9 protein-coding genes are annotated in these 14,026 nt (G+C 63.0%); 2 read left to right on the top strand and 7 right to left on the bottom strand.

Going from position 1 to position 14,026, the window contains the following annotated elements:
• Window positions 1-20: 20 nt before the first annotated feature.
• Window positions 21-470: an SRPBCC family protein gene (locus ACPPVP_RS21825; RefSeq protein ID WP_426524280.1), complete on the top strand. Its 450-nt coding sequence runs from the start codon at window positions 21-23 to the stop codon at window positions 468-470.
• A 115-nt stretch (window positions 471-585) separates the two neighbouring features.
• Here the strand turns inward: ACPPVP_RS21825 and ACPPVP_RS21820 are convergent, their stop codons facing one another.
• On the bottom strand, window positions 586-1,809 hold the full coding sequence (locus tag ACPPVP_RS21820) for an ABC transporter substrate-binding protein (protein ID WP_426524278.1): 1,224 nt from the start codon (window positions 1,807-1,809) through the stop codon (window positions 586-588).
• Between the two features lie 174 nt (window positions 1,810-1,983).
• On the opposite strand from ACPPVP_RS21820, the gene ACPPVP_RS21815 reads away from it, so the two are divergent.
• A complete protein-coding gene (locus ACPPVP_RS21815; RefSeq protein WP_426524276.1) occupies window positions 1,984-4,146 on the top strand; it encodes a carbamoyltransferase C-terminal domain-containing protein in 2,163 nt (720 codons plus the stop codon).
• On the opposite strand, the gene ACPPVP_RS21810 is transcribed toward ACPPVP_RS21815, so the two are convergent.
• From ACPPVP_RS21810 to ACPPVP_RS21785, 6 genes are all read right to left on the bottom strand, one after another.
• Window positions 4,137-5,042 (bottom strand): DMT family transporter, encoded by a 906-nt coding sequence (locus ACPPVP_RS21810; RefSeq protein ID WP_426524274.1) that lies wholly within the window; start codon window positions 5,040-5,042, stop codon window positions 4,137-4,139. The two genes, ACPPVP_RS21815 and ACPPVP_RS21810, sit on opposite strands and share 10 nt — an antisense overlap.
• A gap of 83 nt (window positions 5,043-5,125) precedes the next feature.
• Entirely contained in the window at window positions 5,126-5,998 is an 873-nt protein-coding gene (locus tag ACPPVP_RS21805) for an NAD(P)-dependent oxidoreductase (RefSeq protein WP_426524272.1), read from the bottom strand.
• 3 nt (window positions 5,999-6,001) lie between these two features.
• Window positions 6,002-7,133 (bottom strand): peptide chain release factor 2 gene (gene prfB, locus ACPPVP_RS21800; RefSeq protein WP_426524270.1). Its coding sequence is split into 2 segments (ribosomal slippage): window positions 6,002-7,063 and window positions 7,065-7,133, totalling 1,131 coding nucleotides; the frame shifts between segments, so codons are not numbered across the junction.
• Between the two features lie 86 nt (window positions 7,134-7,219).
• The gene (locus tag ACPPVP_RS21795; RefSeq protein ID WP_426524268.1) at window positions 7,220-9,742 is read right to left on the bottom strand and encodes a penicillin-binding protein 1A; all 2,523 of its coding nucleotides are present in this window, start codon (window positions 9,740-9,742) and stop codon (window positions 7,220-7,222) included.
• Between the two features lie 163 nt (window positions 9,743-9,905).
• Window positions 9,906-12,419 carry a penicillin-binding protein 1A gene (locus ACPPVP_RS21790; protein WP_426524266.1) on the bottom strand — a complete coding sequence of 838 codons (2,514 nt, stop codon included), beginning with the start codon at window positions 12,417-12,419 and terminating at the stop codon, window positions 9,906-9,908.
• A gap of 240 nt (window positions 12,420-12,659) precedes the next feature.
• On the bottom strand, window positions 12,660-14,012 hold the full coding sequence (locus ACPPVP_RS21785) for an N-acetylmuramoyl-L-alanine amidase (RefSeq protein ID WP_426524264.1): 1,353 nt from the start codon (window positions 14,010-14,012) through the stop codon (window positions 12,660-12,662).
• Window positions 14,013-14,026 lie beyond the last annotated feature (14 nt).

Below are 14,026 nucleotides of genomic sequence, written 5' to 3'. Positions count from 1 at the left end.
GTAATGGAGAAACCAGCGTCATGCCCCAAGGCAATACCGTTCGCCTGCATCGTGTTCTCGCGACCAAGCCGGAAAAGGTTTTTCGTGCCTTCCTCGATGCGGAAGCCATGGCCAAGTGGCTGCCGCCCTATGGCTTCACCTGCAAGGTTCATCATTTCGAACCGAAGGTTGGTGGCACATTCAGGATGTCGTTTTCGAATTTCACCACGAACACGGGCCATTCGTTCGGTGGAGAATATCTGGAGATCGTGCCCAACGAGCGTATCCGCTACACCGACCGTTTCGACGATCCCAATTTGCCTGGCGTCATCGAAGTCACCGTCACACTGAAAGCGGTTTCGGTCGGAACTGAAATCAACATCGAGCAGGCGAACCTGCCGACGGTGATTCCGGTCGAAGCCTGCTATCTCGGCTGGCAACAGTCGCTCGCGCAGCTCGCGCTGCTCGTCGAGCCAGACATTCCGGGATAGCGCCGCCGCCGCTCTTGTAGGATGGGTTGAGCTCTTGCGAAACCCATCACCTCCCGCGCAAGAATTTGATGGGTTTCGCGAGAGCTCAACCCATCCTACGAGACTGCGCGTTGATTCAGTGCCCGACTTCCCCGGTGATGACGTCACCAAACAGCTCCCACGCCTCGCCGTTGAACTTCATCAACTGCATCTGCTCGATCGGAAAATAGTCATCCGGTGAAGTATTGACCATGATTCCGGGCAGCATCAGGTCGGAGTGGAAGTTCTTCAGATTGGCGGCCTGTTTCATGACATTCTCCCGGGTGAGATTGTCGCCGCACTGCTTGAGAACCTGCACCATCGCCTCAGACTGCACGTAGCCATAGAGATTGTTGGCGTTGGTCTTGTCGCCGTCGGGGTAATATTTGTCCATGAACGCCCGCCACTTCACGACAGCCGGATCGTTATCCCAGGTCGGATCGGTCGGGTCCTTCAGGTAGGACGTCGAAATGATGTCTTTGGAATATTGGAGACCGGCCGGCTTGAGCACGGAAGCCACCGACGTTGCGGTGTTGGCCAGGAAGAATTTCGGCTTCCAGTTCAATTCGCCCACCTTGCGGATCGCCTGTGCCGATCCCTTGGGCGCGGCCCAGGAGAAGAAGATGTCAGCGCCGGAACCCTGCAGCGCCACGATCTGCGAATCGATGCTGGGATCGCTGACTTCGTAAGACTTGTCGGCGATGATCATGCCGAGCTTGTCGCCGAGGCCGTCCTTGAGGCCCTTGAACTGGTCCTTTCCGGCGTCGTCGTTCTGCCAGAGCACCGCGATCTTGCTGTTCGGAAAATTATCCCTGATGTATTTGGCGTAGATCCGTCCCTCGCTCTGGTAGTTGGGCTGAAAACCCATGGTCCAGGGGAAGTTCTTGGGATCGCCGAACTTGGTTCCGCCGGAGGCGACGAACAGCTGCGGCACTTTCTTGGCGTTCATGTACTTCATGATCGCCGAATTGGACGGCGTGCCGAGCGGCTGGAAGATCAACAGGACCTCATCACTCTCCACCAGCTTGCGCGCCTGCTCGATCGCCTTCGGCGGACTGTAGGCGTCGTCGTAGGTGATGAAATTGATCTTGCGGCCGTTAACGCCGCCCTCGGCATTGATCATCTTGAAAAAGGCTTCTTCGGTCTTGCCGATCACGCCGTAAGACGAGGCCGGGCCGCTATAGGGCATGATATTGCCGATCTTGATTTCGGTGTCGCTGGCGCCGGGATCGTATTTCTTCTGCCCGTAGGCCGTGGTGGCAACCATGGCGCCAATGGCGAGCGCCGTCAGGGCCACCAGGTTTTGCATGCGAACCGGCATTGTCTTCTCCCTTTGTTTTTTCAGTCTTGTTGCGGCCAAGTCTCGCAAGTCGCATCAGCGCTTGCAAGCATGTGCTTATTCCGTATGACGAAACGGCATTGTTGCCCGGCGGCAATTGTGATTGATGCAGGTTCGCGTCATGACCATGCGTGCAAGGCCTAGAGGTTGGACAGGTTGAAACCAGACATACGAATTGGTCCGCGGCATCCCAGGCTCGCCGCCATCGGCTTCCGCTTCGCGCGCTGGCTGGCCGCGAAAACCATGGGGCTTGCGGGATTTCACCAACTCGGCTCGGAATTCGCCGATGCGCGAATCGCGCATGTCCGCGACAAGCTCGCGCGCGGCGAGACGGTCTATCTCGCCGGCCTCGGCGCGCCCGGAACGCATAATTCAGGTCTGGCGCTGGTCGAGGTGACGCAGGCGCACGGACCGCGCCTGATCGTCAACAACGAGGAAGAGCGCTTTTCCGGCAACAAGCACACGACCGAATATCCAAAACTGTCGGTCGACGCTGTCGTGGCGACGCTGCGGGAGTTGGGCCGCGATATCGGCGATATCGATGCTTGGCTCACGAGCTGGGACTATCCGACACTCGCCGGCACGCTGGCACGCTCGGTGGTCGAGGAACTGCCGCAGAGTTTCAAGCTCGTGCGCACCACGGAGGCCGCCGGCTTCGACGGCCGCCGCCTCGACCAGATGACGCGGACGCCAAAGATCCTCGCCCGCCAGCTCGGCCTTCCCGACCGCGTGCCGCTGATCTGCCTGCCGCATCACGACAATCACGCCTGGTTCTCTTATGCCGCCTCGCCATTCGCCGACGACGGTGAGCCGACGGCAATTGCGGTGCTCGACGGCACCGGCGATCAGGGCTCGATCTCGCTTTACGTCATCGAGAACGGCGCGATGCGCCGGCTCTATTGCAACGATAGCATGTTCGATTCGCTGGGCGCGTTCTACAGCGTGATTTCGTCGACGCAGGGCGGCTGGACCTGGTTGTCCAGCGAGGGCCGCTACATGGGCGCCGCCGCGTGGGGCGACATGGACCGCGCCAGCAATCCCTATTATGCGCGGCTCAAGGACGTTCTGCGTTTCGGCAGCGACGGCGAAGTCCGCCTCAACCGCACGATGGCCAACTGGTATTGCGACCCCTTCGACCATCCCTACAAGCAGGCACTGATCGAGATACTCGGCGAACCGCTCAGGCCGGACCAGCTCTGGAATCCGGATGCGGTGCTGCGTGTCGAGGACATCCATCACCGCCCCGATACCCAAGACCGCCTCGACAAGGCCGCCGCGACCCAACTGGTGTTCGAGGACGCGATGATCCATGTCGTCGATCATCTGTTGCGCACCACAGGCGCCAGTCGGCTGGTGCTGACCGGCGGCGTGGCGCTGAACGCGGTCGGCAACATGCGATTGCTCGAACATTTCAATGAAGCCTGGTTCGCCAAGACCCGGCAGCGCAACGCGCGCCTGCATCTGTGGGTGCCGCCTGTTCCCGGCGATCCCGGCGTCACCATCGGCGCCGCCTGGCTGTTCGCGCATCTCGCCGGCGCCCCACGCGGCGCGCCGATGACGCACGCTTTCTATTGCGGCACCCCACCCTCGCAGCACGCTATCGTCAGCGCGCTCGAGGTCGATGACATCGCCTCGCAACGGATCGGCGATATCTCGACGACTGAAGGCCTCGACGCGATTGCCGACCTGATGGCATTCATGGTGGCGCAAAGCGGCGTCATCGCACTCTATCAAGGCGCGGCCGAAACCGGCCCCCGCGCGCTTGGCCATCGCTCGATCCTCGCGAACCCCTGCGACGCGCAAGCGCGCGAGCGGCTCAACGAGCGTGTCAAATACCGCGAGGCCATTCGTCCGCTGGCGCCGATGGCGACGCTGGAAGCCGCAAAGGAATATTTCGAACTGCTGCCCGGCGCCTCGGATGCCGATTACAACGCCTACAATTACATGGTGCTGACGGCGCATTCGAAGCCGCACGCACGGGGCAAAATCCCGGCGGTCATCCACGCCGACGGTACCGGCCGCATCCAGATCGTGCGTGCCGAAGACGATCCCCTCACCTTCGCCTATCTCAAGGCGCTTGGCCGCCATATCGGCGTCGAGCTGTCGGTCAACACCTCCTTCAATGTTGCGGGACCGATTGCGCAGACCCCACAGCAGGCGATCGATACGCTGCGCCGCTCCAAGGGGCTCGACGTCGTGTTGCTGGTGGCAAGCGACGGCGAAGTCCATGCGGCCTGGCATGGCGGCGAGCGGGACAGCGGCCGATTTACCGGCTGGTATGGCAAATGGAAAAGCCGGGCGCAGGTCGCTCAGCGCTGAAAGAATTTCAACACGCGCCCGTCGATCAGCAATAATGCGCTGCCGATCACCAGCGCGCCGGCAATTTCGCGCAACGAGATTTTCTCGCCGAGCACGAGATAGCCGAGCAGGATCGCGGTCACCGGAATCAGCAACGTCACCAGCATGACATTGGTGGCGCCGGAGCGCCGCAGGATCTGGAAGAACACGATATAGGCCAGCGCAGTCGACAGCGCGGCGAGCCCGATCACGGCGAGCCATGTCGTCGCGCCCGGCATCGGCAATAGCCAGGGACGCTCGACGAGCCCGGCGACAATTGTCATCATCGCGGCCGAGACGATCATCTGGAACGTCGCGGTGCCGAGCGGCGGGGAGTTCGACAGCAGCCGTCGCGCCACCAGCGCCGACAGTCCATAAGAGAAGGCGGCTGCAAGGCAGAGGAGGATGCCGAGGCCCTGCCCGCCCTGCAATCCAAACCGGCCGCCCTGAAGAACGATCACGCCGGCCAGCCCTGCGACGACGCCCGCGATCCGCCGTGCGGACAGCTTTTCCTCGCCGGCGAATGCCATCACGATTACCGTAAACAGCGGCGTCGTCGCATTGAGGATCGAGGCCAGCCCGCCCGGGATGTAGGTCTGTCCGACCACGATCAGCGAGAACGGCAGCACGTTGTTGAGAAACCCGATGGCGATAAACGGCCGCCAGCCCGACAGGCCCTTCGGGAAACGGATGCGGTAGAGCCACAGCAGCGGCAGCAGCATAACGGCGGCGAGCGTCACACGCAGGAACACCACCGTAAGCGGCGGCAATTCCTTCAGCACCACACCGTTGAAGAAGAACGACCCGCCCCACAAAATCGAGAGCAGGCCAAGCAGCGACCAATCGCGGGCGTCGATCGAAGTGTCTTTGGCGGTCATAGCAGCTCATATCTGCGATTCCGCAGATTTATTCCGCTGCGCAGGGCTTTCCCACCCGATTTCCGGATATGGACTCGCGGCGGCTACTTCGGCCGCGAGACGATCTCGATCATCCGGCCTTCGTCGTCGTCGGGTATCTCGGCTTTTGCCTGCGCATAGGCCTCAACCGCTGCGTGCCCAACGCGTGGCGGGTCGGCCAGCAGGCCCTCGGCCAGCTTCACCGCATAGGCCGCATCCTTGTAACGGAGTGCCGTCGTGAACGACGCGCCGGAGAAATCGCGCGCCACCATACGTTTGGAGTGTCGGATCACCTGCGGGCTCGCCACCGCGCCGGTCGCCAGCGCTTCCGCCACCAGGTTCATGTCGAGGCCGGCCTGCTCGGCCATGGCGACGCCTTCGGCGAGGCTCGCGATCTGCACCGCGCCCATCAGATTGTTGATCAGCTTGAAGACGGTCCCGGTTCCGACCGCACCGAAGTGTCTGATGACATCGCCGATCGGTGCAAGGAAGGGTTTTGCGGAAACGAGATCGGCGGGTTCAGCGCCGACCAGCAAAGTCAATTTCCCGGCTGCCGCCGCTTGCGGCAGGCCGGTGACGGGGCAGTCGATATAGATCAGGCCGCGGCCGCGCAGTTCGCGCGCCATGTCGAGCGCGTGCTGATGCGAGACGGTCGAGCATTCGATCGCGAGGCTGCCTGCTTTCATCGCTGCAGCCGCGCCATCCTTACCAAGCCAGACGGTACGCGATGCTTCGTCGTCGGCGACCATGGTCACGACCGCATCGGCGCCGTCAGCAGCGTCCGCCGGCGACGATGCCCAACGCGCGCCGCGCGGGATCAGGTCATCCGCCTTGGCTTGGCTGCGATTCCACACCGCAACTGAAAAGCCTGCATCGAGATAGCGGCCGGCCATGCCATGGCCCATGCGGCCGAGCCCGATGAAGGCAACCTTTGTCATGCGCTAGTCCACATCCTCGACCGCACCGGGCGTGGTGCCGAAGGCGCGCTGCGCCAACGTTGCCGCCATGAACTCGTCGAGGTCGCCGTCGAGCACGCCCGACGTATCCGAGGTCTGCACGCCGGTGCGCAGGTCCTTCACCATCTGGTAGGGCTGCAGCACGTAAGAGCGGATCTGGTGGCCCCAGCCGATGTCGGTCTTGGCGGCCTGATCGGCGGCGGCCTGCTCCTCGCGTCGCTTCAGTTCGATTTCGTAAAGCCGCGCACGCAGCATGTCCCAGGCTTGCGCACGGTTCTTGTGCTGGGAGCGGCCGGCCTGACAGACCACGGCGACGCCGGTCGGAATATGCGTCAACCGCACCGCGGATTCGGTCTTGTTGACGTGCTGGCCACCGGCGCCGCCCGAGCGCATGGTGTCGGTGCGCACGTCGGATTCCTTGATGTCGATCTTGATCGAGTCATCGACGACGGGGAAGATCGCGACCGACGAGAACGAGGTGTGCCGGCGTGCGTTGGAATCGAACGGCGATATCCGCACCAGACGGTGCACGCCCGCCTCGGTCTTCAGCCAGCCATAGGCATTGTGTCCGCTGATCTGGACGGTGGCGGATTTGATGCCGGCCTCTTCGCCCGGGGTCTCTTCGAGATACTCGATCTTGAAGCCGTGCTCCTCGGCCCAGCGCGTATACATGCGCAGCAGCATCGACGCCCAGTCCTGGCTTTCGGTGCCGCCGGCGCCGGCATGCACTTCGAGATAGGAATCAAACTTGTCGGCCTCGCCCGACAGCAGCGCTTCCAGCTCGCGGCGGGCAACTTCCTTCTTCAGGGCTTTTAGCGCGTTCTCGGCCTCGACCACCACGCCGTCATCGTTTTCGGCCTCGCCGAGCGCGATCATCTCGACATTGTCGTCGAGCTCGCGCTCGACCTTGCCGATGCCCTCGAGCGCGTCCACCAGCGAGGTGCGCTCCTGCATCAGCTTCTGGGCCTTCTGGGGATCGTTCCAGAGATTGGGATCTTCGGCGAGCTTGTTCAGCTCGGCGAGACGAGCCGTGGATGTCTCGACGTCAAAGATGCCTCCTCAGCAGCCCGACTGACTGCTTGATCTCTTCTACGAGGCGTTCGACTTCGGCGCGCATGGTCTCTTCTGTCTGCGGTCGGAACCGCTACTGGATGGATGGTTAGATGGCCGGATGTAGCTGCGGACGCCGCAAAGCGCAATCCGCTAGTAAAGCCTGCCGGTTCCTGGACGCATGATATTGCCGGCCTCCGGCGAGATTCCCTGCAGATTGCCGGCGTCGGGCGGGATTGGCTGCGGCATGCGTCCCTCCCCATCGGCGACGCCGACGGGAACGTAATTCTCCGCCGGCGCGGTGCCCGGCTTGAACGCTTCCAGAATGGTGCGGCCGCCCTCGCCCGGAGCGGGGCGCATGCCGCTCTTGGCATCGATGCGAACCAGCCTGATCCCGGGAGGCACCTTGAACGGGATCGCCGGCTTGTCGGCGAGCGCAAGCTTCATGAAGTCCTTGACGATGGGTGCTGCGGTATGGCCGCCCTGTGCGGCCCGGCCCAGGCTGCGCGGCTTGTCATAGCCGAGATAAAGACCGACGACGAGATCCGACGAGAAGCCGATGAACCAGACGTCTTTTCCGTCACTGGTGGTGCCGGTCTTGCCGGCGATCGGCTTGCCGACCTCGCGCAGGATCGACGCGGTGCCGCCCTGCACCACCCCTTCCAGCATCGAGGTGATCTGATAGGCCGTCAACGAATCGAGCACCTGCTCCCGGCGGTCGACGAGCTGTGGCTCCGGCTGATTCTTCCAGCCGCCCGGCGCATCGCAGCCACGGCACTCGCGTGCATCGTGCTTGAAAATCGTGCGTCCGTAGCGGTCCTGGATACGGTCGATCAGGGTCGGCTTCACCCGCCGGCCGCCATTGGCGAACATCGAATACGCCGTGACCATCCGCATGACAGTGGTTTCGCCGGCGCCGAGCGAATAGGAAAGATAGTTCGGCAATTCCTCATAGACGCCGAAGCGCTTGGCATATTCACCGATCAAGGGCATGCCGACATCCTGCGCCAGCCGCACCGTCACGGTGTTGATCGACCATTTGAGGGCTTCGCGCAGCGTAATGGGGCCACGGTAGCTGCCCACCGAAAAGTTCTCCGGCCGCCAGACGCCGGCGCCCTGCCCCTGATCGATCTCGATCGGCCCGTCGATCATGATGGTCGCCGGGGTGTAGCCATTGTCCATCGCCGCCGAATAGACCAGCGGCTTGAACGTCGATCCCGGCTGTCGATAGGCTTGCGTGGCGCGGTTGAACTGGCTCTGGTCGAACGAGAAACCGCCCACCATCGCAACCACGCGGCCGGTCCAGGGGTCCATCGCGACCATCGCGCCGGACACTTCGGGCAATTGCCGCAGGCGATACTGGCCTTCGATCGGGTTGCCGTCCTTGCCGAACAGCGGGTCGGCGTAGATCACGTCGCCCGGCGACAGAATTTGCGAGACCGAGGTCGGCGATTTGCCGCGCGCCGCAGCGGCAGCCGGCTTCGCCCATCGGACGCCGTCCAGCGTGATGAGGCCGGTTTGCCGGTCCTTGGAGATCGCGCCGCCCAACTCGCGGCCGGGCTGGAAACCGATCCGCGCCGACTGCTCGGATGTCTCCAGCACTACGGCCATCCGCCAGGGCGAGATGTCGCTGAGCGATTTGATCTCGGCGAGTTTCACGCCCCAATCGCCTGATATGTCGAGCTTGCTCATGGCTCCGCGCCAGCCCTGGGCCTCGTCAAAATTCACGAGGCCGGCGGCCACGGTCTTGCGCGCCATCACCTGAAGCTTGGGATCGAGGGTGGTGCGGACCGACAGCCCGCCCTCATACAGTTTCTTTTCACCGTAGCGCTCGAAGATATCGCGCCGGACTTCCTCGGCAAAGTACTCGCCGGCAAAGGTATGCGCACCGTTGCCGCGGCTGGCCACGACCAGCGGCTCCTTGCGGGCCTTGTCGGCATCGGCCTGCTTGATCCAGCCGTTTTCCAGCAGGCGGTCGATCACGTAATTGCGCCGCTCGGTCGACCGGTCGCGGTTGCGTACCGGATGCAACGTGCCCGGCGCCTTCGGAAGCGCGGCCAGATACGCCGCTTCCGCGATCGTGAGTTCGTTCACCGACTTGTCGAAATAGACCAGCGATGCGGCCGCAATGCCGTAGGCGCCGAGTCCGAGATAGATTTCATTGAGATAGAGTTCGAGGATGCGGTCCTTCGAATAGGCGCGCTCGATGCGCATCGCCAGCAAGGCTTCCTTGATCTTGCGGGCGAAGGAGACCTCGTTAGTCAAAAGGAAGTTCTTCGCGACCTGCTGGGTGATCGTCGATGCGCCCTGTGGCCGGCGGTTGGAGCCAAAGTTCTGCGCATACACGACAGCCGCGCGCGCCATGCCGGTGAAGTCGATGCCGCCGTGCTCGTAAAAATTCTTGTCCTCGGCGGCGAGGAACGCGTTGGTGACGAGCTTTGGCATCGCCTGGATCGGCAGATAGAGGCGCCGCTCCTTGGAATATTCGCCGAGCAGCGCGCCGTCGGAGGCGTGCACGCGCGTCATCACCGGCGGCTCGTAATCCTGAAGCTGCGAATAGTCGGGCAGATCCCTGGAGAAGTACCAGATCCCGCCCGCGACACCTGCAACGCCGACCAGGAACACGATCGTTCCGGCAGTAAACAGGAAACCCAAAAATCGGACCACAAAGCGCATTACCGAACTTCCATTCCAACCCTTGCGCCGTAACGGCCAGCGCTTGTTCCCGCGTCCATCGGACATTTTCTCTCCCGAACGGATCGCTCGAATCCGCCGGGTTCAACACTTAATTATGCAATGTTCGGAGGTGCGCCTTGAGGCTGTGAATGCTTTTTACGGATCAATACAGCCCGCCGGTTCCTGGGCGCATGATGTTGCCGCCATCAGGCTGATACCCCTGCTGATACCCTTGCGGGTATCCCTGTTGCGGCGTCCGGCCGTCCGCATCGGCGACGCCGATGACCGAGTAGTTATCCGGTGGCGCGGTGCCCGGCTTGAAAGCTTCTAGAAGGCCGCCACTGCCCGGCCCGGCGCGCATGCCGCTCTTGGGGTCGACGCGGACGAGCTTGATGCCGGCGGGCACCTTGAAGGGAATCGCGGGCTTGTCGGCGAGCGCGAGTTTCAGAAAATCCTTGGCGATCGGCGCGGCCAGATGACCGCCGGTCATGCCGCGGCCGAGATTGCGCGGCTTGTCGAAACCAACATAGATGCCGACCACGAGGTCCGGCGAGAAGCCGATAAACCAGGCGTCCTTTTCATCGTTGGTGGTGCCGGTCTTGCCGGCGATCGGCTTGCCGACTTCCTTGACCACCGTCGCAGTGCCGGCCTGCACCACATATTCCATCATCGAGGTGATCTGGTAGGCCGTCATCGGATCGAGCACCTGCTCGCGGCGATCGACGAGCTGCGGCTCGTTCTGATTCTTCCAGCCGCCGGGCGCGTCGCAGCCGCGGCATTCGCGGGCATCGTGCTTGAAGATGGTGTGGCCGTAGCGGTCCTGAATACGATCGATCAGCGTCGGCTTCACGCGGCGGCCGCCATTGGCGAACATCGAATAGGCCGTCACCATCCGCATGACGGTGGTTTCGCCGGCGCCGAGCGCATAGGACAGATAGTTCGGCAGATCGTCATAGACGCCGAAGCGCTTTGAATATTCGCCGATCAGAGGCATGCCGATGTCCTGCGCCAGCCGCACCGTCACGGTGTTCAGCGAATTCTTCAGCGCGTTGCGTAGCGTGACCGGTCCCTGGTATTTTCCCGACGAATAGTTTTCCGGACGCCAGACGCCACCGCCCTGCCCCTGATCGATTTCGATGGGCGCGTCGACCACGACGGTCGACGGGGTGTAGCCATTGTCCATCGCCGCCGAATAGACCAGCGGCTTGAACGACGAACCCGGCTGCCGATACGCTTGCGTGGCGCGGTTGAACTGGCTCTGGTCGAACGAGAAGCCACCGACCATCGCGAGCACGCGGCCGGTCCAGGGGTCCATCGCGACCATCGCACCGGAAACCTCCGGCAACTGACGCAGCCGATACTGGCCTTCGACCGGCTTGCTGTCCTTGTCGAACAGCGGGTCAGCATAGATCACGTCGCCGGCCGCCAGGACTTGCGCCACCGAGGTCGGTGTCCTGCCCTTTGCCGGTCCCGACGTGGGCTTCGCCCAACGCACGCCGTCGAGTGTGATGATGCCGGTCTGCCGCTGCTTGCTGACGGCGCCGCCGAGTTCGCGGCCCGGCTGGAATCCAATTCGGGCCGACTGGTCGGATGTCTCCAGCACCACCGCCATTCGCCACGGCGAGATATCACCGAGCGCCTTGACGTCGGTGAGCTTCACGCCCCAGTCGCCGGAAATGTCCAGCTTGGACGGCGCGCCGCGCCAGCCGCTCGCCTCGTCATATTTGACGAGACCGGCGACCATGGCCTTGCGCGCCATGACCTGCATCTTCGGGTCAAGCGTGGCCCGGACGGACAATCCGCCTTCATAGAGTTTCTTTTCGCCGTAGCGCTCGAAAATGTCGCGCCGGACTTCCTCGGCGAAATACTCGCCGGCGAAGATATGTGCGCCGTTGCCGCGGCTGGTGACGTTGAGCGCTTCCTTGCGGGCCTTGTCGGCGTCGGCCTGCTTGATCCAGCCGTTTTCCAGCAGGCGATCGACCACGTAATTGCGCCGCTCGACCGCGCGATCGCGGTTGCGAACCGGGTGCAGCACCGCGGGCGCCTTGGGCAACGCCGCCAGATAGGAGGCTTCCGCGATCGTGAGTTCGTTCACCGACTTGTCGAAATAGACCAGCGATGCGGCTGCGATGCCGTAGGCGCCAAGACCGAGATAGATTTCGTTGAGATAGAGTTCGAGGATGCGGTCCTTCGAATAGGCGCGCTCGATGCGCATCGCCAGCAAGGCTTCCTTGATCTTGCGCGTGAACGACACTTCGTTGGTCAGAAGGAAGTTCTTTGCGACCTGCTGGGTGATCGTCGAAGCACCCTGCGGCCGGCGGTTGGAGCCGAAGTTCTGCGCATACACCACCGCCGCGCGCGCCATGCCGGTGAAGTCGATGCCGCCATGCTCGTAGAAGTTCTTGTCCTCGGCCGCGAGGAACGCGTTGATGACGAGCTTTGGCACCGCCTGGATCGGTAGATAGAGGCGGCGCTCCTTGGAATATTCGCCGAGCAGCGCGCCGTCGGAGGCGTGCACGCGCGTCATCACCGGCGGTTCATAATCCTGAAGCTGCGAGTAGTCGGGCAGGTCCTTGGAGAAATGCCAGATCGCGCCCGCGACGCCGGCCACGCCGACCAGGAACACGACGGTCCCGGCCGCGAACAGGAAACCCAAAAACCGGACCAGCAAGCGCATTATCGAAGTTCCGTTCCAACCCTGTGCGCCGAAATCTGAGGCGTCTATCCTAACGCGGCAACCCCGTCGAACGAGGTGCCGCCACGCGGTCGAACAATAAAAGGTCCGGCGGACAATATTGACCGATTCCGAAGACCAACAACCGATTTTTTATACCGTTGCCGCTGTGGCCAAACTAGGGCTTGGGCCACCTGGCGGCACGCTTTTCCGCCTGCGCCTACGCAATGGGCACTGGACTTTTCACTTGCCCGGCCCGGCAGTTGCCAGCCGTTTGGCTAAAAACGTATCAATTGCCTGCGCTATCGATCCGACGGTCCGGTTCCGCCAGCTTTCCGACACCAGATGTTCGAGGTCGCCCTTGTTCGAGACATAGCCGAGTTCGACCAGGACCGAGGGCACGTCGGGGGCCTTCAGGACCCGGAAACCGGCGGATTTCAGCGGATGCTTGTGCATCCGCACCGTGTTCTTCATTTCGCCCATCAGCATCCGTGCGAACCGGTTCGAGAAGGTTTTGGTCTCCCGCTGCACCAGATCGATCAGGATGTCGGCGACTTCGGTCGGCTCGTCGGCGAGGCTGACCCCGCCGATCGCGTCCGATTTGTTTTCCGTGTCCGCCAGCCGCTCGGCCTCGGAATCGGAGGCCTTGTCGGACAACGTATAGATGGTGGCCCCCTGGGCGTCGCCCTCGCCGCGCTTCAGGGCGTCGGCATGGATCGAGACGAACAGTGCCGCCGACTCGTTGCGCGCGATCTTCACGCGGTCAGCGAGCGCAATGAAGGTGTCGTCCGTCCGGGTCATGACGACGCGATACTTGCCCGACTTCTCGAGCCGGTCGCGCAGCGCCAGCCCGAAACTGAGCACCAGGTTCTTCTCCATGATGTCGTTGCCGCCGGCCTGGGTGCCGTTGTCGACGCCGCCATGGCCGGGATCGATCACGACCACCGGCCGTTTGTCCGGTGGCGACGCCGGCGCGGCCGGCGCATCTGCCTTCGCGACGGCTGCGTTGGCCTCCGCGATGCCGGGGCGCAACTCGGGCCGGTTTTCGGGCGCCAGCGACTGCACGAAGGCGGTACGGTCTATCTCGTCGAATTCGAGCACCAGCCGCGGCGGCTGGCCGTTGGCCGCCTCCAGGACATAAGATTTGGCGATCTTGGCCGGCCCCGTCAGGTCGAACACGATCCGCGATCCGCCCGGCATGACGAGACCGTAGCGGAACGCCTTGACCAGTCCCCTTCCTGCGAGACCAGCTCCGGCCGGAAGCTGGAAATTGACCTGGGCAAGGTCGACGATCACGCGATAGGGGTCCGCCAGGGTAAAGGCCCGAAACTGGACCGGCTTGTCGAGATCGAGGATGAAGCGGGTCTGTCTGGCATCGCCGGCCAGGCGAGCATCAGACGCGGTCGGGAAATTCGATGCCGCCCCCGGAGTGGGGATGGCGGCCGGCCCCTGATAAAGCGGTGTTTGATAGGCGGGTGGCGCCTGGTAAGCCGGCGCCTGGGCCACGCTGGGGCCAATCACCCGGGTGCACAGCAATGCTGCGGCGCACAATGCGCCACAACCGAGCAAAACAAGGTGATTTGTGCGGCTCGCCAACGATTCGGTGCCTT

The sequence above is a fragment of the Bradyrhizobium sp. McL0615 genome, assembly GCF_049993905.1.
Lineage (GTDB): Bacteria > Pseudomonadota > Alphaproteobacteria > Rhizobiales > Xanthobacteraceae > Bradyrhizobium.
The sequence above is the reverse complement of the archived record's forward strand: the minus strand, read 5'-3'. Positions and strand labels throughout refer to the sequence as shown.